Source organism: Catellatospora aurea, assembly GCF_042663325.1.
Taxonomy (GTDB): domain Bacteria; phylum Actinomycetota; class Actinomycetes; order Mycobacteriales; family Micromonosporaceae; genus Catellatospora; species Catellatospora aurea.
Map to the genome: position 1 here is coordinate 34,956 of NZ_JBHTAC010000033.1, position 23,498 is coordinate 58,453.

23 protein-coding genes, 1 tRNA gene and 1 pseudogene are annotated in these 23,498 nt (G+C 69.0%); 12 read left to right on the plus strand and 13 right to left on the minus strand.

The features are described 5' to 3' along the window. The first annotated feature begins 92 nt into the window (after positions 1-92). Together ACFQO7_RS26365 and ACFQO7_RS26370 are read left to right on the plus strand one after the other, a co-directional pair. Positions 93-932, plus strand: coding sequence for an NAD(P)H-binding protein (locus tag ACFQO7_RS26365; protein WP_376808887.1), 840 nt, complete (start codon positions 93-95; stop codon positions 930-932). A gap of 534 nt (positions 933-1,466) precedes the next feature. Next, positions 1,467-2,465: a hypothetical protein gene (locus ACFQO7_RS26370; protein ID WP_376808888.1), complete on the plus strand. Its 999-nt coding sequence runs from the start codon at positions 1,467-1,469 to the stop codon at positions 2,463-2,465. On the opposite strand, the pseudogene ACFQO7_RS26375 reads toward ACFQO7_RS26370, so the two are convergent. Further along, positions 2,454-2,701: pseudogene (locus tag ACFQO7_RS26375) on the minus strand (DUF3631 domain-containing protein); the annotation flags it as partial. The gene ACFQO7_RS26370 and the pseudogene ACFQO7_RS26375 sit on opposite strands and share 12 nt — an antisense overlap. 448 nt (positions 2,702-3,149) lie before the next feature. Here ACFQO7_RS26375 and ACFQO7_RS26380 point away from each other — a divergent pair. Next, positions 3,150-3,398, plus strand: coding sequence for a hypothetical protein (locus ACFQO7_RS26380; protein ID WP_376808889.1), 249 nt, complete (start codon positions 3,150-3,152; stop codon positions 3,396-3,398). 28 nt (positions 3,399-3,426) lie between these two features. Here ACFQO7_RS26380 and ACFQO7_RS26385 read toward each other — a convergent pair whose 3' ends face one another. Then, positions 3,427-3,549 carry a hypothetical protein gene (locus ACFQO7_RS26385; RefSeq protein ID WP_376808890.1) on the minus strand — a complete coding sequence of 41 codons (123 nt, stop codon included), beginning with the start codon at positions 3,547-3,549 and terminating at the stop codon, positions 3,427-3,429. Positions 3,550-3,951: 402 nt separating this feature from the next. Here ACFQO7_RS26385 and ACFQO7_RS26390 point away from each other — a divergent pair, with 402 nt between their 5' ends. Further along, entirely contained in the window at positions 3,952-4,602 is a 651-nt protein-coding gene (locus tag ACFQO7_RS26390; RefSeq protein WP_376808891.1) for a hypothetical protein, read from the plus strand. 93 nt (positions 4,603-4,695) lie between these two features. After that, positions 4,696-4,944 carry an ATP-grasp domain-containing protein gene (locus ACFQO7_RS26395; protein ID WP_376808892.1) on the plus strand — a complete coding sequence of 83 codons (249 nt, stop codon included), beginning with the start codon at positions 4,696-4,698 and terminating at the stop codon, positions 4,942-4,944. 528 nt (positions 4,945-5,472) lie between these two features. On the opposite strand, the gene ACFQO7_RS26400 is transcribed toward ACFQO7_RS26395, so the two are convergent. Then, a complete protein-coding gene (locus ACFQO7_RS26400; protein ID WP_376808893.1) occupies positions 5,473-6,792 on the minus strand; it encodes a ricin-type beta-trefoil lectin domain protein in 1,320 nt (439 codons plus the stop codon). A gap of 413 nt (positions 6,793-7,205) precedes the next feature. On the opposite strand from ACFQO7_RS26400, the gene ACFQO7_RS26405 reads away from it, so the two are divergent. Beyond that, positions 7,206-7,490 (plus strand): aquaporin, encoded by a 285-nt coding sequence (locus tag ACFQO7_RS26405; protein WP_376808894.1) that lies wholly within the window; start codon positions 7,206-7,208, stop codon positions 7,488-7,490. 452 nt (positions 7,491-7,942) lie between these two features. Beyond that, on the plus strand, positions 7,943-9,373 hold the full coding sequence (locus tag ACFQO7_RS26410) for a HEAT repeat domain-containing protein (protein WP_376808895.1): 1,431 nt from the start codon (positions 7,943-7,945) through the stop codon (positions 9,371-9,373). A gap of 330 nt (positions 9,374-9,703) precedes the next feature. On the opposite strand, the gene ACFQO7_RS26415 is transcribed toward ACFQO7_RS26410, so the two are convergent. The 8 genes from ACFQO7_RS26415 to ACFQO7_RS26450 all read right to left on the minus strand — a co-directional run bounded on the left by ACFQO7_RS26415 (position 9,704) and on the right by ACFQO7_RS26450 (position 17,814). After that, the gene (locus ACFQO7_RS26415) at positions 9,704-10,330 is read right to left on the minus strand and encodes a cysteine hydrolase family protein (RefSeq protein ID WP_361055099.1); all 627 of its coding nucleotides are present in this window, start codon (positions 10,328-10,330) and stop codon (positions 9,704-9,706) included. Positions 10,331-10,449: 119 nt separating this feature from the next. After that, positions 10,450-11,442, minus strand: a complete 993-nt coding sequence (locus tag ACFQO7_RS26420) for a zinc-dependent alcohol dehydrogenase family protein (protein WP_376808896.1) — start codon at positions 11,440-11,442, stop codon at positions 10,450-10,452. A 53-nt stretch (positions 11,443-11,495) separates the two neighbouring features. Then, a complete protein-coding gene (locus ACFQO7_RS26425) occupies positions 11,496-12,224 on the minus strand; it encodes an alpha/beta fold hydrolase (RefSeq protein ID WP_376808897.1) in 729 nt (242 codons plus the stop codon). Next, positions 12,221-12,745 carry a nuclear transport factor 2 family protein gene (locus ACFQO7_RS26430; protein ID WP_376808898.1) on the minus strand — a complete coding sequence of 175 codons (525 nt, stop codon included), beginning with the start codon at positions 12,743-12,745 and terminating at the stop codon, positions 12,221-12,223. Before ACFQO7_RS26430 ends, ACFQO7_RS26425 begins: the two co-directional genes overlap by 4 nt. A 32-nt stretch (positions 12,746-12,777) precedes the next feature. Then, positions 12,778-13,758, minus strand: coding sequence for an NADP-dependent oxidoreductase (locus ACFQO7_RS26435; protein ID WP_376808899.1), 981 nt, complete (start codon positions 13,756-13,758; stop codon positions 12,778-12,780). Then, the gene (locus ACFQO7_RS26440) at positions 13,755-14,078 is read right to left on the minus strand and encodes a tautomerase family protein (protein WP_376808900.1); all 324 of its coding nucleotides are present in this window, start codon (positions 14,076-14,078) and stop codon (positions 13,755-13,757) included. Before ACFQO7_RS26440 ends, ACFQO7_RS26435 begins: the two co-directional genes overlap by 4 nt. A 160-nt stretch (positions 14,079-14,238) precedes the next feature. Further along, positions 14,239-16,992, minus strand: a complete 2,754-nt coding sequence (locus tag ACFQO7_RS26445; RefSeq protein ID WP_376808901.1) for a helix-turn-helix transcriptional regulator — start codon at positions 16,990-16,992, stop codon at positions 14,239-14,241. 228 nt (positions 16,993-17,220) lie between these two features. Further along, complete coding sequence (locus ACFQO7_RS26450; RefSeq protein ID WP_376808902.1) at positions 17,221-17,814, minus strand: TetR/AcrR family transcriptional regulator; 594 nt, start codon at positions 17,812-17,814, stop codon at positions 17,221-17,223. A gap of 255 nt (positions 17,815-18,069) precedes the next feature. Between ACFQO7_RS26450 and ACFQO7_RS26455 the strand changes: the two genes are divergently transcribed. The 5 genes from ACFQO7_RS26455 to ACFQO7_RS26475 all read left to right on the plus strand — a co-directional run bounded on the left by ACFQO7_RS26455 (position 18,070) and on the right by ACFQO7_RS26475 (position 21,943). Next, positions 18,070-19,164, plus strand: coding sequence for a Gfo/Idh/MocA family protein (locus ACFQO7_RS26455; protein WP_376808903.1), 1,095 nt, complete (start codon positions 18,070-18,072; stop codon positions 19,162-19,164). 41 nt (positions 19,165-19,205) lie between these two features. Next, positions 19,206-20,168, plus strand: a complete 963-nt coding sequence (locus tag ACFQO7_RS26460) for an NADP-dependent oxidoreductase (RefSeq protein WP_376808904.1) — start codon at positions 19,206-19,208, stop codon at positions 20,166-20,168. A 494-nt stretch (positions 20,169-20,662) separates the two neighbouring features. Then, positions 20,663-21,040 (plus strand): integrase core domain-containing protein, encoded by a 378-nt coding sequence (locus ACFQO7_RS26465; protein WP_376808905.1) that lies wholly within the window; start codon positions 20,663-20,665, stop codon positions 21,038-21,040. 119 nt (positions 21,041-21,159) lie between these two features. Beyond that, positions 21,160-21,429: a site-specific integrase gene (locus tag ACFQO7_RS26470; protein ID WP_376808906.1), complete on the plus strand. Its 270-nt coding sequence runs from the start codon at positions 21,160-21,162 to the stop codon at positions 21,427-21,429. Positions 21,430-21,869: 440 nt separating this feature from the next. After that, positions 21,870-21,943 (plus strand) — tRNA-Pro (locus ACFQO7_RS26475). 73 nt (positions 21,944-22,016) lie between these two features. Here the strand turns inward: ACFQO7_RS26475 and ACFQO7_RS26480 are convergent. Together ACFQO7_RS26480 and ACFQO7_RS26485 are read right to left on the minus strand one after the other, a co-directional pair. Next, positions 22,017-23,237 carry a tyrosine-type recombinase/integrase gene (locus ACFQO7_RS26480; protein WP_376808907.1) on the minus strand — a complete coding sequence of 407 codons (1,221 nt, stop codon included), beginning with the start codon at positions 23,235-23,237 and terminating at the stop codon, positions 22,017-22,019. Then, positions 23,234-23,440: a helix-turn-helix transcriptional regulator gene (locus tag ACFQO7_RS26485; RefSeq protein ID WP_376808908.1), complete on the minus strand. Its 207-nt coding sequence runs from the start codon at positions 23,438-23,440 to the stop codon at positions 23,234-23,236. The genes ACFQO7_RS26480 and ACFQO7_RS26485 overlap by 4 nt, the downstream gene beginning before the upstream one ends. Positions 23,441-23,498: the final 58 nt, after the last annotated feature.

Consider the following 23,498-nt stretch of genomic DNA (forward strand, 5'->3'; position numbering starts at 1 on the left):
ATCCGTTACTTTCCTCTAGGTACCTACTATATCCGTGCTACTAGCGTCTTCTCCAGCCGCGCGAACGACGCGGTCGAACTGGAGACACAGACATGTTTGTCGTGACAGGCGCCACCGGGAACGTCGGCCGTACGCTCTCGTCGATCCTCGCGAGGTCGGGTGCCGCGGTGGCGGCGGTGTCCCGCGGCCGACGCCCGGTCGCCTTGCCAGACGGGGTTCGCCACCACCGCGCGGACCTTGAGCGGCCGGAGAGCCTGCGCCCGGCACTCGCCGGGGCCGAAGCTCTGTTCCTGCTCGTGGAGGGCGCCGGGGCGAACCTCGACATGCCCGAAATCCTGCGGATCGCCGCGGCCGGGGGCGTGAAGCGCGTCGTGCTGCAGTCCTCGCAAGCGGTCGGCACGCGGCCGGGGGCGGCGTCGCACGCACCCCTGCACGCCATCGAGGACCTCGTGAGCAGGTCCGGCCTCGGCTGGACGATCCTGCGCCCCGGCGGCTTCGCCTCCAACGCCTTCGCATGGGCCGAATCGGTCCGGGCCGGGCGGACGGTGGCCGCACCGTTCGGCGACGTCGGCCTGCCGGTGGTCGACCCGGACGACATCGCCGAGGTGGCCGCCGTCGCCCTCCGCGACGGTGCGCACGACGGCCGCACGTACGAGCTCACCGGCCCGGCGCTGAGCACGCCGCGCCAACGGGTTGCCGATCTCGCCGCCGCGCTCGGCGAGCCGATCGGCTTCGTCGAGCAGACGCCCGACCAGGCCCATGAGCAGATGCTGCGGTTCATGCCACCGCCGGTAGTCGAGGGCACGCTGGCGATCCTCGGCGCACCGACTGAAAGGGAGCAGCAGATCAGCCCGGACGTGGCCGAGGTCCTGGGCCGATCGCCACGTCCCTTCGCCGCCTGGGCCGCGCGCAACATCGACGCCTTCCGCTGACACGTCGCGCCGGTCGAACTGCCCGCCGACTGATGGTTCGGCCGGTCAGACCACGTCCCGACCGGCATCGATGGTCCGTGTCGAATGTGGTGCCCGGACGCCCGTCACCCGCATCGAGAACTGGCTACATTCGGCGCGTCCGGACGGCCGGTACGGTCACAATCGGCCCGTGAGCTGCTGGAATGCGGTTCGGATTGTGCCGGGTATGGTCCACCGCCGGACATATGCTGATATGTCCGAATGTATCGATTGGCCTGGCTCTCTGAGCTGGGCCTTTCGTGTTTGAGGATTGGTTCGAGCACCGTATCACCGCTTCCATCGCTACGGGTCGCGCGGGGCGAAGCCTGAGGAAGTGCTCCTTGATCCGGGTGACGACGTTGCGTGGCGGGGAGCCTGAGGTCTGTTCCTGCTTGTGGATCGGGCTATCGCCTGAAGGCGTCCACGAACATGCGTCTGGCGGTGGGTTGGACAGTCCTTAGCACGCGTGGTGACCGGCTCTTCGGCGGTCGTCTGTGGGTCCTACACTGCGCGTTCGTGAAAGATGGTGTGCTACTCGGCGAGATCACGTCTCCCTCGGGCGAGTTGGTGCTGATGGACGGCGGCTATCTCGGGCTGTGGTCCGGGTCCCGCTCGCCGGAGGAGATGCGCCAGCCCGACGAACCGTCGGCCGTTGACTTCGAGGTCGTCGGTCAGGACGCCGAAGTCGCGGCCCGGTCGTTTGACCGGCAAGCCGGTCGAGCCTTGTACGACATCCCGCAACATGCTGCCGCCCAGATGGTCGAACTGTTCGAGAGCCACTGCCGGCGACATGGCTTGCAGGCGGAGCTGCGTGCATTCGGCCGGCAGCTTCCGCACCGGGAACGCGCGCGTCGCGCGATCGCTGCGGGTGATCCCGGCTTCGTGATCACCGGTGTGCCGGTGATCTCCATCGGAGGCCTGCCGACCGACCGGCCGCTGCCCGTGATGGCAGTACCTTCCGGCCAGGGGGACTGGGCGCGCATCCGCATCGTGGTCGGCAACGAGCCGGGCACCAGTGCGCACTCGCTGGGAAGGATTGGTGTCGACTGGGCACGGTTCGTGTTCGCCGATGCGGACGCGCTGAGTGCCTGGGTGCACGACGACTCGGTCGACGGACTTGCCGACGTCGTGTTCTGGGGACTGCACGAGTCTGAGGTCGCCGCCGAGTTCGGCGTGACCCGCACGGGCACACCCGGTGATGACCACTTCGGGTGGCTCAACCTTCCAGTCGCGGACGCGTACGCCAAGGCCATCGCGCTCGACAGGCGTCGCACCGCGGCACCGGATCGGAGGTTCGTCTTCGACTTCCGGCCCCACTCCCATCATTGGCAGGTGATGGCAGGTGTCCGTGCGTCCGAGCATGAGGCCGCCACGATCGACGTCGGCGGAGCGCGCATCATGTTCGCGATGACTTCCGTCGGCGACGGATTCTTCCCCGTCCAGCTGGAACGTGACGGCGTGGGCGCCCACGTGGCCATCGACATCGGCATTCAGGGCGATGAAGGATCCACCTAGTGAGTACCTGGCGGCGGGGCTGGCGTTGACTGTGATCAGCGGCAGGTGGCAGGTGCCCTCGACGACGTCGAGCAGCCTCGACTTGCCGCACCGCTTCTCCGGCGCGCGGATGACCAGCCGTGGCGCGTGTGCCCATGCGGCTTGGGTGTGGGTGGCGGCGACCCAGAGTGCGACGGCGTCGACGGCTTCGGGGCTTGGCAGGATGACGTAGGGGTGAGTGCGGCGTGGAGGCGGTCGGGTGCCTCCGCTGCGCGCGGCCTGGCAGGCGGGGCAGAGGGCGACGGGGCGTTTGGTGCGGCCGAGCATGAACACCGGCACGCCGGCGTCGGCGTAGCGCAGCCGCCATGACCTGATGAGTTACCGAAGCTGGCCTTTCTGGCTGAAGTCGGGGCTGGCGTGTCGTGCGTTGGGCGCCGGGCATACTGCGGCTATGTCGGGATCGTGGCCAACGTGGGATGAGTGGCTTGCCTCGCTGGATGAGGCGGTACGGGGTGCGGCCGTGCAGCTGCGTGCGCGCTTTGAGCAGCTGGGCGCGGAGGGACCCGAGGACTGGGCTCGGTCCGAGATCGCCGAAGGCATTCCGCAGATGGCGCGGTTCCTGGTGCTTCGGCACGTGTGGCGAGACGCTGTGGACGGGTGGAGTCGGCCAGGTGTGCTGGAGAACCTGCCTGTTGCAGGCGGCTCTTGGACGCGGGCGCCGACCGTGACGACCTGGTGCTCGTCGCCCGCGAGGCTGCGCGGGAGGCCGCGTTCGCGGTGCTGCACAGGGTCGATGAAGGCCACGATCCGGAGCCTCCGGCCGAGTCACCGGGTTGGTGCCTGGTCGAGGTCGACAAGGACGGCAGGCAGTCCGGCCGTAGCGTCTCCGGGCTACACGAGGACTTCCAGCCGATGGACCCATCAGGCCGCGAAGGTTCCGACCTCTGGCGCTGAGCTGAAGGCCACGACAGGCCTACGCAGTTCATCTGCGCTGCTCCTTTCCCGGCGCCGGCTCGAACACGCGCGTCACGACCAGGTGCGTGACCGCGAGCAAGTGCCGCGTTTGCGCCTGGGCGATGTCGTTGTCGTCGGCCAGGTCGAACACGACGCGCAGCTCGACGCGGTCGGCCCCGTGCTGGTCTCGGTAGCGGGTGGCGACGAACCTGCCCAGGTTGGTGACCAGGATAGGAGTGACAACCGGCGCCTCAGCGTCGCAGCGAGATGCCTGAAATCCGCATACTCGGTAAAGTGTCCGGCACGCGAACCACTGTCCAGACACTCCCACTGTGGTGTAGGGCTACATACGACGTGTCCGCACGGCTGCAACGGTCACAATTGGTCCCTGAGCTGCTGGAATCCGGTTCGGATGCTGCTGGGTATAGTCCGCCATTGGTAACGGCGCGAACCGTGTTCACGTCAACCTGCGGTCGTGGCACGCGCCCGGACGTCTCGGCTTGGGCACCGCGGGGTGGCCGGTAGTGTCGGTGCGTGCGGTTACGGGCCGCCCATGACGATCAAGAACGGCTGGATCTCGTTCGGGCTGGGCCGATTCCGGCCGGTGTACGGCACCTACGGCGGCACACTGGGTGCCGTGCTGCCGACACTGCCGCGCGACCACCCCGGCGGCTTGCACGAGTGGATGCGCGAACTAGTTCCGCTCGGTGACCTGGCCAAGGGCGAGTACGGGATGGACACCCTCGGCGGCCCGGTGGCCGCGACCGAGTACCCAGCGGCACTGCCGGAGTCGTTCGCCGCGTTCATGGCCGATCCGCTGCTGCGGGACTCGGTGCCCACCTGCACCTCCTGCTACTGGGAGGCGGGTCTGCCGACGGCCGCGAGCCCGGTCCGAGAGGGTGCCCGGCTGGTGCGGTTCCTCAACGACCGGCAGGGCTGCGTGTTCTGGTACCTGCACCTGCTGCCCGACGGCAGCCACGAAGTGCTTGCCGGCTCGGAGGCCTACGACGAGTACGAGGTAGCGCCAGAGCAGGCCGCCGAGGACCTGTGGCGGGTGGCCCCCGACTTCGACGAATTCATCGCCCGCTTCTGGATCGAGAACCTGGCCTGGTACGAGCTGGTCGGCCAGGACCGTACCGATGACGAGCTGTCCGCACCCGTGCGAGCGTACGTGCTGCAACTGCCGGTCGACACCGAGCAGTAGCGGCCTTAGGACTCGCCCGATGCGAGGTCGGCCGGACGGTGTCATCACCGTGGCGGGCCGCCGCCCGACCTGTTGATCCAGGACAAGGCGCTGATGAGGCAGTACCTGTCCGCCGATCCGGGCCGCACGGTCGTGGCGGCGCCGGTGACGGGGCCGGCGCAGGTGTTGGACGCGCTCGCCGCCTGCGGTCTGCCGGCAGTGGTCAAGCTTGCCAGCGGCACAGGTAGCGGCAGCTTCTCCGTCGTGCGCGACCCCGCTGGCGCGGCCGCCGCTGTGGCCTGGGTGCTCGGCACCGTTCATCCCGTCGCGTGGTGGAGGAATTCCTCGACGGCTCCGAACTGAGCGTCGCAGCCGTCGCGTCCCGTCGGGTCCGCTGGTCGCGGGCCGATGCAGCCATGGGCGGGTCCGCCCGGCCACCGTTCCACGACCCGCGCCGGACAAACCCCGGCGCGGGTCGTATCCGTCAACTACCCGCCCATGAATGGGCAGGCTTGTGGACCTCTTCCCCCACTGGCGGTGAGGGCAGGCCGCGTACGGGCGATTGACTGCGCCCCGGCCCGGACGAATCCGGGCCGCAAGGTTCACGACATCAACGGTCCGCGATAGCCGTTCCCCGCTTACGCGGGTGCGTGGGGACCTCCGTCGTGACCCGCACAAATTAGTACACCTGTCCACTCGCGCAGGACGCCTGGTCAACGCCCGATCCGCCTTGACGGCGAACCAGCTTTCCCTGCCCTGCTCCGCAGGAGATCCGTTTCCTCCCGGTCGTGAACGACCGGGGTTCCACGGAGGATCCCGCTGAACGCGGTCAGGTCGCGGGAGCCTGTCCGCTCCCGCGACCTGACCGTCAGCGTGCCCCTGGGCTGGCCGTCACGCTGCCTTCACGAAGTACTGTGCGGCCGATCCGTTGCAGTCCCAGATCTGCAGTCGCGCGCCGTCGGCTGTCGAGCCTGACGGGGAGTCCAGGCACTTGTTGGAGTTCGGGTTGCGCAACCGGTTGCCTTCCTGGACCCAGTTCTGTGCGCCGCTGCCGTTGCAGTCCCAGAGCTGCACCTTCGTGCCGTTGGCCGTACCCGCGCCGTTGACGTCGAGGCACCGGCCCAGCGTCCGCAGGGTCTGGCCGTCCCGGCTCCACTGCTGGTCCTGCGAAACCGCAGACCCCTGGCACGTCCACAGCTGCACGGCCGCGCCATTGCCGCCCGTGTCGTTTCCGGCCACATCCACGCACTTGCCACCCGGCCCGTTGATCTGCGTCGCGGATCCGCCCGTACCCCCGCCGTCCTGGTAATAGCGCACGTAGTCGACCAATGCGGTGAGCGGGAACTGGCTCTGCACGGGGTTCTGTCCGGGGTACGTGCCGCCCAGCGCCAGGTTGAAGATGAGGTGGAACGGCTTGCGGAACTCCTCCAAGGTCGCCGGTGTCGTGTCGATCACGTGCGTCTGCGTGCCGTCGATGTACCAGCGGATCTGCCCGGCCGTCCACTCGATCGCATAGACGTGGAAGGCCGCGGCGTTGTTGACGGCGGGGTTCGCGACGTAGTTGGCGTTCTGACCCGCTGTCCACGGGAACACTCCGGTCCGCACATCCCAGAAGATGTTGTTCGTGACTGTCGCGTTCGCGTTCGCGTGTTCCATGATGTCGACCTCGCCGCAACTGGCCCAGTTGGTGGGCAGGCGGTCGTAGTAGGTCTGCGCCGGGTTGTAGGCACTCGTGGACGTCTCGTCGCACGAGTCACCGAGCATCCAGAAAGCCGGCCACGAGCCGGTGGCGGTCGGCAGCGCCATGCGCGCCTCGATACGGCCGTACTGGAAGGACCTCTTCGTGTCCGTCGTCATCCGGCACGACGTCTGGTAGAAGTTGCGGCCGTTGACCGTGATGGGCGTCGTGAGCCAGTTGGCGCGCATCACGAGGTTGCCGCCGGACTGCGTGCAGTTCTCGGGGCGGTACCACTCCCACTCGCCGTTGCCCCAGCCGTCGAAAGCATTGAGGCCGGGGTTGAGGCCGTTGCCGACGTTGTAGTTCCAGTTGGCGCTGCTGGGCGCGCCGGACCCGTTGAACTCGTCGGCCCACACGAGGTTCCACGCGGCGTGTGCGGGCTGCTGCTGGACGACCGTGCTGCCGACGAGTGCGGTGACGGCCGCGGCGAGGAGGATCAGGAGGCGCCGGCCGCGTGACAGCGCTCGGTTCACGGCGCGGCCACTGGGCATGCTGGGTGCGCGTTCTTGTTGAATCTCCACAGCGAATGTGCCCTTCTCGAGCAGGGGCGGAGGTGATGCGATCGGCGGAAGTGCCTGGTCGAGTCCCTCCACGGATGTGAGAGCGCTCTCACATGGTGGGTGACTAGAAACCTTGTTGTCAATAACCTGCAATGCCAAAGAACGACTGACTTCGATAAGCTGCCGAACGGGCAGCCGGTGCGCCAACCGGTGTCGGCCCAGGGGGCCGCCTTGACCGCGATGCTGTGCCTAGGCAGAGCAGCCAGCTCATCCGGGAGGCGCAACCGCACCATTGCCGTCACCACCCGAACGTGGTGATCATGACATCGGCAGCTCACCGGCCATCGTGATCACCGGACCCCGTCTTCCTCGCCGAAACCGCCGGCATGCTCGCCCTGACCCTGCTCATCGGACTCTTCATAGCCCGTCCGCGCCTCATGCGCCTCATGCCCTACGCCATCGGCGCGGCCGTCGCACTGGTCATCGCCGTATTCAAACCGCTCAGCGGCGGATCAGTGAACCCGGCTCGCCAGCTCGGCCCCGCCCTGCTCTCCGGCCGGACCACCGACCTGGCCATCTACCTGCTCGCGCCCATCCTGGGCGCGGCCCTCGGCGCGGCAGTCCACCACCTGCTCGTGCGCCGCATCCAGCCATACGGACAACCCGCATGACCGCCCACCAGCATCTGGTCCAGGTCCTCGGCCTCATCCTGGACGAACTGCGCGTAGTCGGCGTCGCGTAGGCGGTCGCGACGGTGAGCCAGGAGACGAACTCGCCCGAACCGCCGCACACCATGGAGCCGCCGTCGCCACCGCAGATCACGGCCGGGTCGGCGGTCCGCTCGTCGCGGTACGGATCCTGCCCGATGGCCAGGCCGAACAGGTTCGGCTCACGGTGCGGCCCGGTGCGCGCCGACCACGGATCGCCGCCGCCCGGATAGGTGTCGCCCCACCGGAACAGGGTCGCCGCGCCGGCACCGCAGGCGTACTCCCACTCGTCCGGTGTGAGCAGCCGCCGTCCGAGTGCCGCCAAACGGGCGAGCTCCACGCGCGCATCATGCCCCGCCCCGCCGACATCGCGCCGCCCGGCCAGGCGCCGAGAAGCAAGGCGTGCCGGCTGAGTCGTGAGCGGCCTGCGCCGTCGCGAGATGAACGCGCATGAGGCCTGGATCCGGGGAACGGGCCATTGCCTGCTGGTCGACGACAAGCCGTTCGACAGGTCCTCGACCGGCACCGCAGGCCGCCAGCGCGCAGATGGCATCTCAGACACGGCTGGTGAAATTCGCGCCATGGCCGCAGGACATGGGAACGGGGACGGCGGAGTTGATCAGCGCCTGGGACGTACCGCGACAAAACTTGGGCTCGTCACTGCGTCTCCCGACCGCTGGCAGCATGTATTCGGCGTTGAGGCGCATGGCTTCCAACTGAACCCGCCCCTGGCGGAAGAAACCGTCACGCTATTCGAATCCGATCATGGCGTCGACCTGCCGGAGGCCTATCGGCGCTTCGTCACGCGGCTGGGTGACGGCGGAGCAGGCCCGGACTACGGTCTGCTTCCCCTCGGCGATGACGTCTCAGACAAACTCGCCGCGCCGAGCGTGATCGAGCCCGGGCTGGAGCGGCTTGAGCACTGGTCGGAGCAGTTCTACAAGGCCGATGTCAGCCCCTGGCAGGGCACGCTCACGGTGGTCGACCACGGCTGCACCGTTCGCACGCTGCTGATCGTGACCGGGCCCTGGCGAGGCCGCCTGGTTCACGCGGACGTCGACGGTCGCTTCGGCCCGTACATGCTCGAAGACGAAGACTTCCTCGCCTGGTATGAGCGGTGGCTCGATGAACTGACAGAGGGCTGCGACGTCGGGATGTTCGGTTGGCAGAAGCTTCCAGGCGACGAGGATTTCTTGCGCACGGCACTCGCTTCAGACCCGTCGCCGTCGCGGCGCGAGCGAGCCGCGCGCTCGCTGGCCGCGCTACCCGAACTCAGCCGGGATGGGTGGCACGCGTTGCTGGCAGCTTCGTCCGATACCGATCCACTGGCGCGTCAGGAGGTCGTGGAGATGGTCGCCAAGGTGAAGATGCCAGGAGCGGAGGCGTTGATCCGGGCGGCGCTGGCAGACCCGGATCCTCGAGTGCGAAAGGAGGCCGTCCAGGGCCTGAACAAGGTCGGTGTTGCCGATCGTGAACAGATGCTGCGGCAGATGTTGACCGACCCGGACGTCGCGGTGGTCAACTCGGCGCTGTGGCCGCTGGCCAGTGCCAGGACGTTGCGGCTGGCCGATCTTACCCCGCTGCTCGAGCACGCCGACTCCCTCCATCGGCGACGAGCCGCGTTCTTCCTGCTGTACACGCAGGACGAGGTCACCGACGTGCTGCGAGACCTGATAAGCGGCGATGACCCGCACATGCGCGCGAGCGCTGTGCGGGCCGCCGTCTACCGCCGCGAGCGCCGGCTCTTGCCCGACGTGCAGCAGTTGGCCGAACGAGGAGCCGCTGTCGGTGACGTCTGGGACTCGCGGTGGGAGCTGAGAGACGCTGTGACCAAGCTGTCAGAGTGAGTTGATCGATGACAAAGATGCCGCCGTAGTTTGCTGCCAGCTGTGGCCGGCGACTGATCTCGGGGTTCTGCTGGCCGCCGTCCTTGAGCCCAGTGGACCGTCGTCTCATAAGGCGGTGACAACGTGACCTTCTCTGAGGCCATTTCATCCTGACGCGGGTCGATGGGGCAGGATGAAATGGCCGCAGTATGTCCGCGTGCCACAGTGGTGATTTAGTGGCGGCTCGCGTCGGGTATCAGGCCCGGCGGATCTCTCGGGGACCCGCCGGGCGTGCTCGGCCATAAGACCTATCGGTCCGACCGGCGAACTCGATAACGCCTAGCGTTGTGGTCAGGGTGCGTGTGATGTCGCGTCGAGGAAGTCGTCGACGGTCAGCGTCGCGTGTGAGATCAGCGGGTAGCGCAGGATCATCGCGTCGTAGGCCGGCCGCCCCCCGGCTGCGGCTGTCGCGTCGGTGAACGTGGTGACGTGGTAGCCGCGTTCCATCGCGGTGCGGGCCGTGGACTCCACGCACATGGTCCCGACCATGCCCGCGACCGCCACGTACTGAACGCCGTGTTGTCTGAGTTGCGTGTCGAGGTCGGTGGTGGCGATGACGTCGATGTTCTTGTGCGGAGAGACGACGATTTCGCCGGGCTCCGGCGACAGGTCGGGGTGGAAGTCGGCGTTCCAGGTGCCGGCCTCGAACAGGCGGTTGTCGTACATCTCCTGCTGGATGCCGCAGATGTAGCGCCAGGTGGTGTAGTCCTCTTCGGTGAAGGACATGGGTGCGAAGAACACCGGCATGCGCTGCGCGCGTGCTCCGGCGAGCAGCCGCTTGAGGTTCTCGAAGGTGCCGATCCGCTCGAACTCGTCCTTGAATTCTGCGTAGCTCTTGCCTTTCTCCGCGAAAACCTCGTTGACCGTGTCGATGAGAAGCAGGCCGATCCGGCCGCTCTCATAATCGGTGCTGGACATCAGGTGACTCCCATCGTGTTCGTCAGGCGAAGTTCCCGGCCTGAGCACCTGCGTGGTGCGTGCGCCGGGGCGGTGGGCGGAAGGCAGTGTCGGACATCCCCGCCGGACTGCTCACGGCATCAGGCGTGGTCGGTGACGTCCAGGACGATCTTGCCGGCGGTGGTGCCGGCCGCGACCGCCGCGTGCGCCTCGGTCACGTCGTCCAGGGTGAAGCGGCGAGGATCGAGTAGTGGAACCAGTGCCCCTGCGTCGGCGAGCGCAGCGACTTCGCGCAGGATCTGGCCGTGGTGTTCGCGGCCGCGGCCGGTGAGCATCGGCAGGAGCGTGAAGATCCCTGAGTAGGTCGCTGCGCGAAACGACAGGGGAGCCAGCGAGTGGGTGCCCCAGCCGAGCGCGCTGACGACGTGGCCGGTGTAGGTGCGGGCGGCCGCGAACGACGCGTCGAGGGTGGCCCCGCCGACGGTGTCGACGATGATGTCGAAGCCCTCGCCGCCGGTGTGCTGCCGCACGTACTGCTCGACGGGGACGCTGGTGTAGTCGATCGGCGTCGCGCCGAGGGCCTCGATGGCCTCGAGGCTGCGCGGGGAGCCGGTCGCGTAGACCTGGGCGCCGCGAGCGCGGGCTATCTGCACGGCCGCGGAGCCGACGCCGCCCGCGCCACCGTGCACGAGGACCTGCTGACCGGCCTTCACCGCGGCCCGGTCGACGAGCCCTTCCCAGGCGGTGATGACGGCCAGCGGCAGCGCGGCCGCCTGCCGCATCGTCAGCGACTTCGGCTTGAGCGCCAGCAGCCGGGCGTCCACGGCTGTGTACTCCGCCAGGGAGCCCGGCAGGTCTCCCACCCCGCCGGTGAGCCCGTAGACTTCGTCACCAGGTTGGAAGCCGGCCACACCCGTGCCGACCGCCTGGACTGTCCCGGCCAGGTCCAGGCCGAGGACAGCCGGCAGGCGCGTCTTCGCGTGGGCCGCCTTGCCCGCCTGGATCTTGGTGTCCAGCGGGTTGACGCCGCTGGCCGCCACCCGCACCAGCACCTGGCCCGGGCCGGCGACCGGCTTGTCGATCTCGCTGACCTTCAGCTCGTCGCCGAACTCCCGCAGTACCACAGCACGCATGTGCCATACCCCTCATCTGTGTCGATGTCGTCGTGTCCGGTGCCGCCGACGGCTTAGCGGCCCGCGGCCGCTGCTTCGCGGATGAGCTCCACGACAGCGGCGGCCTCGGGAATACCGACGGTGTGCGAGCCGCCGGCCAGTTCCACGGTCCGCCGGGACCCGGCCCGTTCGGCCATGAACCGCTGCACGGCCGCGGGAATGTTCTTGTCCTCGCTACCGAACAGGAACCACGACGGGATCGCCCGCCAGGCGGGCTCGGCGGACGGCTCGTTGAGCGCGGACTCCACGATGGGCCGCTGGGTGACCGCCATGACCGCCGCGTCGGCGGCAGGCGAGTCGGCGGCGAACTGCGCGTGGTAGCGGTCCTGGCGGATGTAGAGGTCGGTCTCGCCGGTGGGCAGTTTGACGGCGGTGAGTGTTTCGCCGAGGCTGCCGCCTTCGTAGCGTCCGGCGAGCTCGGCGGCGCTCTCGCCGGTGTCGGGGGCGAATCCGCCGACGTAGACCAGGGCTTTGACCTGGCCGTTGCCGGTGGCGCCGTTGGTGATGACGGTGCCGCCGTAGGAGTGCCCGACCAGCACGATCGGGCCCTGGATTTGCGCGAGAACGCTGCGCAGGTAGTCGGCGTCGTGCTTGACGCCGCGCAGCGGGTTCGCGACCGCGATCGCGGGGAAGCCGTCGCCGAGCAGGGCGGCGATGACGCCGTTCCAGCTGGCGGACTCGGCGAACGCGCCGTGGACGAGGACCACCGTCGGCTTGCCGCTGGTGGTGTCGGTGATGCTCACGAGCTGCTCCTTTCGTGGTGCCCTGTGCCGACGCTCCGATTGCCGGACGCGGCCTGTTCGAGACGGGCGCCGGCCAGGCGCCGTGGGTCGGTTTCGTCCAGGGGGTCCATGCGCAGGCGGGTGAGCTTGAGCCGGGCGATCCGCCATTGCCCGTCCACCCGCTGGTACGTCTCGTGGTAGTGGCCGTAGCCGTGGTGGCCGTATGGCGTGTGCGGGCCGCTGGGCACGGTGACCAGGTCTTCCATGGCCCACACGCCGGTGGCGGTGTCCGGGCCGGTAAGTTCGATCTCGGGCATGTGTCCGTGGTGCACGGTCGGTGTCTGGTCGATCAGGCGCCCGGTCGAGGTCGCGAACTCGGTGGCGTCGGTGAAGACGACGTCGCCGAAGTCGATGTGGGGCGAGGCGGTGAACAGCGCGGCCAGTTCCGTCCACTGCTTGGTGTCGACGTAGCGGAAGTAGCGCGCCTTGAGCTGCTTGATGGCCTCCACGTCGAGCAGCTGCCGCACCAGTTGATCGGTCATGTAAAGCTTCTCCTGTCGCTGCGTGACGGGTTTCAGAAGGCCAGTACCAGGCGTCCGCGTACGCCGCCGGCTTCCAGCAGCCGGTGGGCCAGCGGTGCCTGCTCCGGTGGCAGGACCTGCGCGACGCGCGGGGTCAGCACCCCGGCCTCGGCCAGCCGGCGCAGCTCGTCGAGCTTGTCTGCCCGGCCGCCGTAGTCGGGAACGAACACCGGGTGGACCGTGATCGGGCGCTGCGGGGTGTGCAGCCCGCCGCCGGGCTCGCCCGATCCGCGGAACTGCGCGAATGCGCCGCCGTCGCGTACCGCCTCGAACAGGGCGTCGCCGATGACGGCGGCGTCGGCGACCGCGTCGACGGTCCCGCCGGCGGCCTGGGCCAGGCGCGCGGCGACGCCGTCGCCGCGGGCCACGACCTCGTCGGCGCCCAGCTTGCTGACCAGCGGGACGTCGGCCGGTAGCGCGTCGGCGAGGACCCGCAGTCCGCGGTGTTTGGCCAGCTGCACGAGGTAGCCGCCCAGTGCGCCCGCCGCGCCGGTGATCGCCAGGCTCGACCCGGCCGGCAGGCCGAGTGCGTCCAGCGCCAGTAACGCGGTCAGCCCGTTGAGCGGCAGTGTGGCCGCCTCGGCGTGGCTGGTGCCGGCCGGTGCCGGGGTGACCCAGCCGGCGTCGAGCACGACGTGTTCGGCGTACCCGCCGCCGTCGGGCCGGATCGGGATGACCATCGCCATGACCTGGTCCCCGATCCGGAGTCGGGCGTCGGCGCCTGGGCCGATCTGGTCGACGGTTCCGGCGATGTCCTGGCCCGGTATGTAGGGCGGGGTGAGCTCGCGCATCAGGTTCGCGAGGTACCCGGCCCGCAGCAGGGTGTCGGCGGGGTTCACCGCCGCCGCCCGGACCCGCACCCGGACCTGGCCGGGGCCGGCCTGCGGGCGGGGTATGTCCACCACCCGCAGCACCTCGGGGCCGCCGTACTCGGTCAGGCCGACCGCTCGCATCGCCGCGTGCCCGCTGCTCATGCGCGACCGGTTCGCGTGCTCGGGCCGGCCGGCGGGGCGACCGCCGAGAACTCCTGGCGGGTGGTGGGGTTTCCCTCGATGGACTCGTATGTCGCCTTGGCATGGGCCAGCGCCTGCATCAGCGACTTCGGGCCGCGGAACGGCTCGCCGCCGATGTGCCAGCCGTCGGGGTGCAGTTCTTCGATGAGCACCCACACGACGTCGCGGAACGCCTCAGAACCCTCGTGCTTGACCATCACGTCGGTCAGGTCCGCGGCCAGGGCGTGCTTCTGCTCCTCGGTGAACACACCCTCGACGAGTTTGACGTTGACGAACGGCATGGACTTCCTCCTGTCGATCCCACCGCGGTGGCCTGCGCCGCTCCGTACGCCACCGGCGTCGCAGCCGGTCCCATGGGTCAAGTGTCGCGCCCGAAGGGCGCTGCTGAACCCGTCAAAGTCCCTGGTCAGCCCTGCGCGAACCCCCGGCACGGCGGTGCGGCTACACCGGCAGGGCGGCCTTGGCACGCAGCGGTGTGTCGCGCAGCTCGCGGCGGGAGTTGATGGCGAGCTTCGCGAAGACCTTGCGCAGGTGCCACTCGACCGTGCGCGGGCTGAGGAACAGCTGAGCGCCGATCTCCGGGTTGGTGTACCCGGCGCTGGCGAGCCGGGCGATAGAAGCCTCCTGGGCAGTGAGGTCGGCAGCCGCCGCTGCGCTCGGTCTGCGGACGGTCTCGCCCGTTGCCAGCAGCTCGCCGCGGGCGCGTTCACCGAACGCCTCGGCACCCATGCGCGTGAGCATGTCGTGGGCGACGTACAGGTGCTCGCGGGCGTCCGCGCGGCGCCGCTGCCGGCGCAGCCACTCGCCGTACACCAGATGCGCACGTGCCAGGTGCGCGGCCATCCGGCAGCCCGCCAGCCGCTCGATCGCCTCCCGGTACAGCGCCTCGGCAGCCGTCCCCTCGCTCAGCAGGGCACGGCAGCGGGCCTCGACACCCAGCGCCCACTGCGTTCCACTGGCCCGCGTCCGCTGCGCCAGCCGCCGCAGCGCCTGCTCGCCGACGTCGCGCTCGTCTGCCCTTGCCGCAGCCTCGACCAGCTCCGCCAGCGCCCACGGTCCGGTCGCCAGCTCGTCTCCCGCGCCGGCTTCACGCGCGGCGTCCAGTGCCGACCCGTACAGGCCGAGCCCGTTGTGCAGCACCGCCGTGGCGTACTCCATCATTGCCAGCGCGTTGCCTTCGCCCCGCGCCGACGCGTCCCGGATGCCGTCCCGCTGTAGTTCGTCGACGCTTTCTCGGTCACCCCTCCAGGCGGCCAGGATCAGCGACGTGTACGGGGGCGGCGCCACCTGCACCGCCGTGTTGAGGGCCGCCGCCTCCTGCAGCAGGGTTGCCGCGTCGGCCAGTTCACCGGCCTGGACATGCCAGCCGGCCAGGTAGTCCAGCGCCAGCGGAAGCAGGTTCAAGGTGCCGGCCTCACGCGCCAGCTGCACCTGGCGGGTGGCCAGTTCCAGCCAGGCCTGATCGTCCCACAGGTCCATCGCGGCACCCGAGGTTGCCAGGCACACCCAGGTCAGCCGGTGGTACTCGGAGCGGTACGCGGACAGGGAACGCTGGATGATGGGCACGGCCTGCACGTATCCGTGCGCGAACCGGGTCGCCAGGCCGTCCAACAGTAGATCGACGGCGCGCGGGGGTCCGGCGGCGGCGGGTGCGGACAGGGCCGCCTTCGCGACCGCGAGCACGCCACCTTCGCCGAGGCGCCCCGCGTAGATCGCGGCCAGCAGCGCTTCCAGGTACGTCTCCCGCGCCATCGCGGCGTCGAGGGCCGATAGCCGCTCGGCGGCACCGAGCAGCAGCGGCGGCGCGTCTCTGCCACGGCTGCCGGCGAACGCGAGCTGGGCTCGCAGGCGTTCGACCCGCGCCTGCTGCAGGCCGTCCAGGGCGCTCATCTCCGCCGTGGCGAGCAGTTCGCGGGTGGTGTCGATGTCTCCGGCGTCGAACTTGGCCTGCGCGGCGGCCAGCGCACGTGCACCACGTCGGGCCGGATCGGGGGTCAGTTCCGTCGCCCGTTCCAGAAACGCGGCCGCGGCCGCGACACCGCCGCGCGCCTGCGCCCGTTCCGCCGAGCGCTCCAGTTCCTCGGCGACCGCCGCGTCGGGTGCGGGGGCGGCGGCGGCGAGATGCCATGCCCGGCGGTCCGGATCGGCCACCGCGTCGGTCGCATCAGCCAGCACCTGGTGCACTCGCCGACGTTCGGTCAGGGTCGCGGCCCGGTAGACAGCCGACCGCACCAGCGGGTGCCGGAACCGCACCCGCGTTCCGATCTCGATCAGACCCGCGGCCTCGGCGGGCGTCGCCGCGTCGTCGGCCAGCCCAAGCTCGGCGGTGGCCTGCCGCAGCAGGGTCGGGTCGCCGATCGGCTCCGCGGCCGCGACCAGCAAGAACTGCCTGGCCTGCGCCGGCAGCGGCCGCAGCCGCCGTACGAAGCCCTGCTCGATGCGGCTGGCCAGCGGCTGCGCATCGGGCAGCCCGAAGCCGCCCGCCAGTTCCGCCGGGGTCAGCCCTCGCGGCAGTTCCAGCAGCGCAAGCGGGTTGCCCCTGGTCTCGGCGATGATCCTGTCGCACACGCGCTCGTCGAGCCTGCCGTGCACCGCCGACGCCAGCAGCAGGCGCGCGTCGGCGTGGTTGAGTCCGGCCACGTTCAGCTCGGGCAACCCGACCAGCTCGCGCTCACCGCTGGGCTGGCGCACCGCGAACACCAGCGCCACCGGATCGGCCTGCAAACGTCGCGCCGCGAACGCCAGCGCCTGCACGGACGCCCGGTCGAGCCACTGCGCGTCATCGACCACGCAGTACAGGGGCTGCTGGGATGCCACGTCCGAGAGCAGGGTCAGGACCGCCAGACCGACCAGGAAACGATCCGGGGCCGATCCCTCGGCGAGGCCGAACGTGACCTGCAGCGCGTCACGCTGCGGCACAGGCAGAGCGTCCAGCTGGTCGAACATCGACGCGCATAGCTGCTGCAACCCGGCGTAGGGCAGCTCCATCTCGGCCTCGACGCCGGCGACCCGAACGACCCTGCCATGCTGAGCCGCCGCGTCTGCCAGGTAGTCGAGCAGAGCCGTCTTGCCGTCGCCGGAACGGCCGCGAAGTACCAGAACGGCATGGTGGCCTGACTGGACCTCCTCGACGAGTCGGTCGAGGGTCTCGCACTCGGCTCGGCGGCCGTACAGCCCGTGCACCGTCGCAGACATACGTGCCCGACCCCCGTCCGACGCGAAGTAACAGCCGCCTCGTCCTGATTCAGCGAGAGACGACGCTCAGCGATAAGGTTCCATTTCCCCTCTTCGCAGACTAGACGTCGGGCACGGCCCCGGGTGCCGATCAAAGCCGACCGGACGATGGGCCTGCTGAGGCCTGCCGTGCCGCTGGTGCGTCTGCGCCATAGCGTTATACGTGCCGCGTATCTGATGACGCAGAGGTCACGTGGTGGGGGCGAACACGGTTTGAAGGGCCACCTCTGCCGAGCGCATGAGTGCGACCCGGTCGGGGTTGATGGCACCCATCACCCGCAGTCCCTGCAGGTTTGTCACCAGGAATGCGGCAAGGTCGGCGGCGCTGCGGTCTGCGGGGACCTGACCGCGCAGCTGCCCCTGGGCGAGCACGTCGTAGATCGCGAGCTGGAGGGCCTGGGTGGACGACTGGAGCCGTTCGGCGACCCGCAGGTCGTTGTGGGCGCGTTCCATGGCGGCACCGATGATCAGGCACGCCTGCCGGTGCCCGTCACGTGCGATCTCGTCGACGACGCTGACGAACATCTCCCGGATCACGTCGCGAGCGTTCTCGCCGGAGCGCATCAGGTCGGCGATCGGGTTGGCGTACCGCTGGCGGTACAGGTCGAGGGCGGCGAGGTAGAGGCCGTCCTTGCTGCCGAAGGCGGCGTACAGCGAGCCGCTGCCCAGGCCGGTGGCCTCGGCAAGATCCCGCATCGACGTTCCCTCGTACCCCTTGCTCCGGAACACGTCCATCGCTGCGGCCACGGCCGTGTCGAGGTCGAACTCGCGCTGACGTGCCATGACGTCACGGTAACCAGTTATGGAACAGTTTGACAAGTTAGCCGACGTGGAGGGCGCGTCAGCACCCGGGCAATTATCGCCATTATCTGTCTATAGAGGGCTCATGGCAGCAGAAATTAGCTACCCTGCGGAGAGCGACTTCGTGTGATCTGCGCCCTTTTCTTTGTCGTTCGTTCCATATTCGCGTAGCGTCGGCCGGGTTCAGGCAGGCTTCCTCCCTGCCGCCCCGGATGCAACTAGAGCTGGAGAAACAACATGAATCCGACGGGTGTAGGCATCATCGGACCAGGATCGTGGGCATCCATCTCACACGTTCCGGTCATCGCTGCGTCGCCGGCTTTCGAGCTGCGAGCCGTGAGCACATCAAGGCGCAGCTCGGCTGAGGCCGCGTCGGCCAGGTACGGGGTGCCCGGCTTCGACGATGCGCGAGACCTCATCGCCCGGCCCGACGTCGATCTGGTGGTGGTCGCGGCGCAGGTCACACAGCACCTCGAGGTCATCTCCGCGGCACTGCGGGCGGGCAAAGCCGTCTACAGCGAGTGGCCGCTCGGAAACGGCCTGGCCGAGGCCGAGCAACTGGCCGAACTGGCCCGCACATCCGGCCTGCGCACCGTAGTCGGCCTGCAGGGCCGCTATGCCCCGCAGGTGCAGCACGCCCGGGACCTGATCCACCAGGGCTACCTCGGCCGGGTGCTGGGCACGACCATGGTCGGCTCCGGGATGGTGTGGGGGGCAGAGGTGGCCAGCCACAGCCAGGCCTACTGGTTCGACGACAGCAAGGGCGCCAACACGCTCACCTCCGCCACCATGCACGCCCTCGACCCGTTCCACCACGTGCTCGGCGAACTCGACACCGCCTCGGCCAACCTCGTCGTCGGACGCCGCGAAGCCACGGTGACCGAGGACGGCAGCCGCATCGCCGTCACCGCCCCCGACCAGGTCGCCATCATCGGCACCCTCGCCTCGGGAGCCGCCGCATCGGTGTTCTACCGCGGCGGCACCTCACGCGGCGACAACTTCCGCTGGGAGATCAACGGCACCGACGGCGACCTCGTCCTGACCGCGGCATGGGGCAACATGCAGGTCGCCCAGCTCGCGCTGTCCGGCGGCCGCGGCACCGACACCACCGTGGCGCCCATCGAGATTCCCGCCGCCTACACCGACGACGTACCGGCAGACCTCGCACCGACCCCCGCCGCCAACGTCGCCCGCCTGTACGACCAGCTCGCCCGTGACATCGCCGAGGGCACCCGCACCGTGCCCGACTTTGAGCACGCTTTGCGCCGGCACCGGTTCATCGAGGCCATGCGGCGGTCCTCAGCCGACGGCACCGCCCAGCGCCTCTCGTGACCACGCATCGCCATCAGCAGGCGCAGCAGGAAGGAGGTCGCATGAAGGCCGTCGGACTCATGCAGCACGGAGGACCGGACGTGCTGCGGATCGTCGAGCTACCCACCCCGCACGCAGGCCCGGGCGAGGTCCGCATCCGCGTACGTGCCGCAGCGGTCAACCCTGCCGACACCCTCATCCGGGCCGGGCGCACACCCATCCGCCAGCACGGCACCCAGCCGGTCATTCCGGGCCTCGACGTCGCCGGAACAATCGACGAGATCGGCCCCGACACGGTGACCAGCCTCGCCATCGGCGACCGCGTCATGGCGATGATCAACCCGACCCGGGCAGCCGGCGGGGGATACGCCGAGTGGGTCGTGCTTCCCGAAGCCTGGGTGGCCCGCGCACCCGCTGGGACGAGCCACGCAGAAGCGGCCACACTGCCGATGAACGGGCTGACCGCGCTGCGCGCCCTCGACCAGCTCGATCTTGCGCCGGGTAGCACCCTCGCCGTCACCGGGGCCGCCGGCGCCGTCGGCGGCTACGCGGTGCAGTTGGCCAAAGCCGCAGGCCACCGCGTGCTGGCCGACGCGGATCCCCGCGACGCGGCACTCGTCTACGCGCTCGGCGCCGACAGCGTCGTCGACCGGGGACCGGCCGTTGCCGAACGCTTCCGTGCCCTCACCGACTCCGGAGTCGACGCCGCGGTCGACGCCGCGCTCATCGGAACTCCTCTACTTGCCGCGATTCGCAGCGGAGGGAGCCTGGCCCACGTCCGCGACCTTCCCGACCGGCCCGCCTTCGACCTGGCGGCCGCGGGTTACGGGGTCAAGTCTGTCAAAGTCCACGTGCATGATTACGACGGGATCCGCGACAAACTAGATCAACTGCGACAGCTGGCCGATCAGAAACGGCTTACCCTGCGCGTGGCCGAATCCTTCGAGCCGGAGCGGGCGTCGCATGCCCACCGGCTGCTGGAAGCCGGAGGAGTCCGCGGTCGACTCCTCATAGAGTTCAAGTAGCCGGCGAACCTGATTCGGCGCGGGCCGGTGCTCCCGAGCGGCCACCACCGCACTCACCATGCAGGCGCGGCCGCCGCCGCCGATCACAACGCCATGCGCCGTCCTGGAATGGCCGGCAATTGCGGACCTGGACCTGGACCTCATGGCACGCTGGCGGAATAGGCACACCGATCAGGTCGGTTCCAGCATCGCCGGAACCGACCTGATCGGTGTGGTGCTGGGATACCGGCGAGCCAGCCGTTGTTCGTGAGTGCGGCACCGGTGTGGGTGGGGCGGGCTTCGGTTGCGTCCATAGACGTGGTGTAGCAGCGGCCGGGTCTTGGACTCGGGCGTAACAAGATAGACGGCCATCGGATTGATCCTCAGACCGACCAAAGTCTTGAGCGATCAGGAGTATCCGATGACCGCACTTCAGAGTCTGGACGCTGCCGGCTGGCTTCGCCAGCAGGCCGAGCAAGGCAACCCGGACGTGTTGCGGACAATGGTGGCTGCGTTTGCCAACGCGACCGCGACGGCCGGGCCGTGGCGCCAGGGCTCATTCATCACAGCGACGCCGGGTCGCACAGTACACGTCCTTCCGCTTCACGACCCATCTGATCGACGCCGGCATCGACGCCTCCATCGGCGCCGTCGGCGACGCCCTCGACAACACCCTCATGGAGTCCACGATCGACCTCCACAAGACCGAACTGATCAAACCGAGGCGGCCCTGGCGCACCCTGGCCCAAGTCGAACTGGCCACCGCCGAATGGATCGACTGGCACAACCACCACCGCCTGCACTCGGCCACCGGCTACCTCCCGCCAGCCGAGTACGAATCGATGTTCTACGCTCACCACCTGCCCGACCAGCGCAAGCTGGTCACAGTCTGAGGACTCCACAGACACCGGAGCGGTTCACGGGGGCAGTGGAGCGCCGCAACGGCGCGGCACCTTCGGCCGCACGTGGCGAGCAGCCGTGGCGCGGGCCACGGATGCCGGCGGCGCATCGGATGGTCCGTGGAGTCCACCTGCCCGACATGCGCCACACTCACAAGACCTGGATGATCGAGGACAACATTCCCGAGGTCGCTCAGTGCGACCGCCTCGGTCACCAGCTCGAAGGCGTGCGAGGCGTCGACAGCCACACCACCCCCGTGATGGAGCAGGCGATCGTCGACGGACTGCAGCGCCGCTGGTACGCCAACGGCTGCCCCGCCTTCACCCTCACTGTCAACACCCTGGCCGCCAAGCAGACCCGCCGCGGCGCCAGGCATGACTGAGTTCCGACCCCACCACACCGACCGTGAAAGGTGCCGGACCGTTGGGCGGTCCGGCACCTTTCACGTCCAGGCCCATCCGGCCTACCGGTGCCCCTCAGCCGTCCACGTCGACAAGGTGCCGGGGAGAGCGGGAGCAAAAAGGGGAGCAGAGCCGCTCCCTGAACAGATGCCGAATGGCGCTCACAGCGCCGAACGGCCCTGATCATGGTTTGTGGGGCCTGTTGGCCGTTGTACTCGGGGAAAGGGCGCTTCCGGCACTGCGGCCGGAGTCGGCGGCCTTCTGGTGGTTCCGGTGAGGCAGGTTCCTAGGATGGTCTAGACAAAGCGGGCTGAATCATCCAGCAGAACCGGCATGAAACGGACACGGGGGCCGTGTGCGCAGCACCTGTCAGAGTGCGCTACGCTGTACGGGCTGCCGCGGTGAGAGATCATCTCGGCAACGGGCTGTAGCGCAGCTTGGTAGCGCACTTGACTGGGGGTCAAGGGGTCGTCGGTTCGAATCCGGCCAGCCCGACGGTGCGAAGACAAGGGCCTTGACCAGCATTTCTGCTGTTCAAGGCCCTTGCTCTATTAGGTGGTCGGTGCTGTCAGTGAGAGCCGGTCATGATCGCTGGGGGACCAGTTGGGGACCACGACACCATCGCGACACTTCCCAGATGCGCGCTGAGTGACGCTCCGGCAGCGTCGATCGCCCGCCTGTCGGGGTGTAGGTAGCGCTGTGTCGTGGTGAGCGAGCCGTGCCCTGCGATCTTGCGGAGGACATGAACGGGCACGCCCGCGTCCGCCATCCACGTGAGGCCGGTGTGCCGTAGGTCGTGTCGGCGTAAGTGCTCGAACCCCAGCTCCTTTACTACGTCGTCCCAGTGTGTTGCGTCCCGGAGCACCGCCGTGGTGATCCGGCCACCGCGCGGGCCGGTGAACAGGCGCGCTTCGTCCTCGTCGGCCGAATCCATGCGAGCCGCGACCAGCGGCCGGATCTCCTCGATGATCGGGACTCGGCGTGCCCGCTTGCCCTTGGTCCCTTTGTCGACCAGGCCGCCCGGCGCCGCCGTCGTCTGACGGCGCACGGTCCAGATCCACGTTTCTCGGTCGATGTCCGCCTTGCGTACGCCGGACACCTCTCCGATCCGAGCCGCGGTGCCGGCGGCGAACTTGACGACTTCGCCCCAACCCGCAAAGCGTCCGAGAGACCGTTTCACGAGGGCGTCGGCGAGAGTCGCGACTGCCTGCCAGTTCGGCAGCGCGAGCGAACGCGGGTCGTCCAACTCGTCCTCAGCCAGCCGGTACTCGCGCTGCCAGCCGACGACACGTGCCGGGTTGCGCTCGATGATGCCGTCACGTACGGCCTGCTCCATGACTCTGACCAGGATCGCGAGACTGTTCTTGACGGTTGACCGGCTGCATTCGTCGGCGATCCATCCGTACACCGCGCGGTCGACCACGCCGTTGGTGATGGAGCGGGTGGGGAGGTGCCCGAGAGTGGGCACCACCCGCCTTTTCCATCCCGCCATGTAGGGGTCCAGCGTCTTCAGTTCCAGACCGCGAATGGCGAGTGGCATAACCCGCTCGCCGTAGGTGGCCAGGTCGAGTGTCGCCGTATCGGGGCTGACCCCGCCCTTCGCTTTCTGCTGCAGTCCGGCGATCCACTTCTCGGCGCTGGGAAGGTCGTCGAAGGACTCTGACTTGGATCGGCGCTGGCCCTCGGACCACCAGCGCACGCGCGCACGGTACGCCCTCGGCTTGTCGGGCCGATGCTCGATGTCAGCGGCCAGGTCGAGACCGATCGGCAGGTTCTCGGGCTGGCTCACTTGGCGGCTCCGGGAACGACGCGACGCGCGGTCAGCCAGTGCTGGACATCCTCGGTGCTGTAAACGGTGACACGCTCCGACAGGTTGATGAACGGGGGGCCTTGCAGAGGTTGGGCGGTTCTCCAGCGCCTCACCGTGGACGGATCGACCTGGAGGACTGCTGCAAGCTCTTCCGTGCTGATGAACGGCTTGGTGAACGTCACGACCCGACTGTCTGTCTGCTTTGGACGGAGCGCCACGGGAAGTGGCGCAGAAGTAGCC

Excerpts from the sequence above, each read along its gene's own strand:
- ACFQO7_RS26365 (WP_376808887.1), top strand. The coding sequence starts at position 93 with ATGTTTGTCGTGACAGGCGCCACCGGGAACGTCGGCCGTACGCTCTCG.
- ACFQO7_RS26390 (WP_376808891.1), top strand. The coding sequence starts at position 3,952 with ATGACGATCAAGAACGGCTGGATCTCGTTCGGGCTGGGCCGATTCCGG.
- ACFQO7_RS26395 (WP_376808892.1), top strand. The coding sequence starts at position 4,696 with ATGAGGCAGTACCTGTCCGCCGATCCGGGCCGCACGGTCGTGGCGGCG.
- ACFQO7_RS26405 (WP_376808894.1), top strand. The coding sequence starts at position 7,206 with ATGCTCGCCCTGACCCTGCTCATCGGACTCTTCATAGCCCGTCCGCGC.
- ACFQO7_RS26415 (WP_361055099.1), bottom strand. The coding sequence starts at position 10,330 with ATGTCCAGCACCGATTATGAGAGCGGCCGGATCGGCCTGCTTCTCATC.
- ACFQO7_RS26420 (WP_376808896.1), bottom strand. The coding sequence starts at position 11,442 with ATGCGTGCTGTGGTACTGCGGGAGTTCGGCGACGAGCTGAAGGTCAGC.
- ACFQO7_RS26430 (WP_376808898.1), bottom strand. The coding sequence starts at position 12,745 with ATGACCGATCAACTGGTGCGGCAGCTGCTCGACGTGGAGGCCATCAAG.
- ACFQO7_RS26435 (WP_376808899.1), bottom strand. The coding sequence starts at position 13,758 with ATGAGCAGCGGGCACGCGGCGATGCGAGCGGTCGGCCTGACCGAGTAC.
- ACFQO7_RS26440 (WP_376808900.1), bottom strand. The coding sequence starts at position 14,078 with ATGCCGTTCGTCAACGTCAAACTCGTCGAGGGTGTGTTCACCGAGGAG.
- ACFQO7_RS26445 (WP_376808901.1), bottom strand. The coding sequence starts at position 16,992 with ATGTCTGCGACGGTGCACGGGCTGTACGGCCGCCGAGCCGAGTGCGAG.
- ACFQO7_RS26450 (WP_376808902.1), bottom strand. The coding sequence starts at position 17,814 with ATGGCACGTCAGCGCGAGTTCGACCTCGACACGGCCGTGGCCGCAGCG.
- ACFQO7_RS26455 (WP_376808903.1), top strand. The coding sequence starts at position 18,070 with ATGAATCCGACGGGTGTAGGCATCATCGGACCAGGATCGTGGGCATCC.
- ACFQO7_RS26460 (WP_376808904.1), top strand. The coding sequence starts at position 19,206 with ATGAAGGCCGTCGGACTCATGCAGCACGGAGGACCGGACGTGCTGCGG.
- ACFQO7_RS26470 (WP_376808906.1), top strand. The coding sequence starts at position 21,160 with ATGGTCCGTGGAGTCCACCTGCCCGACATGCGCCACACTCACAAGACC.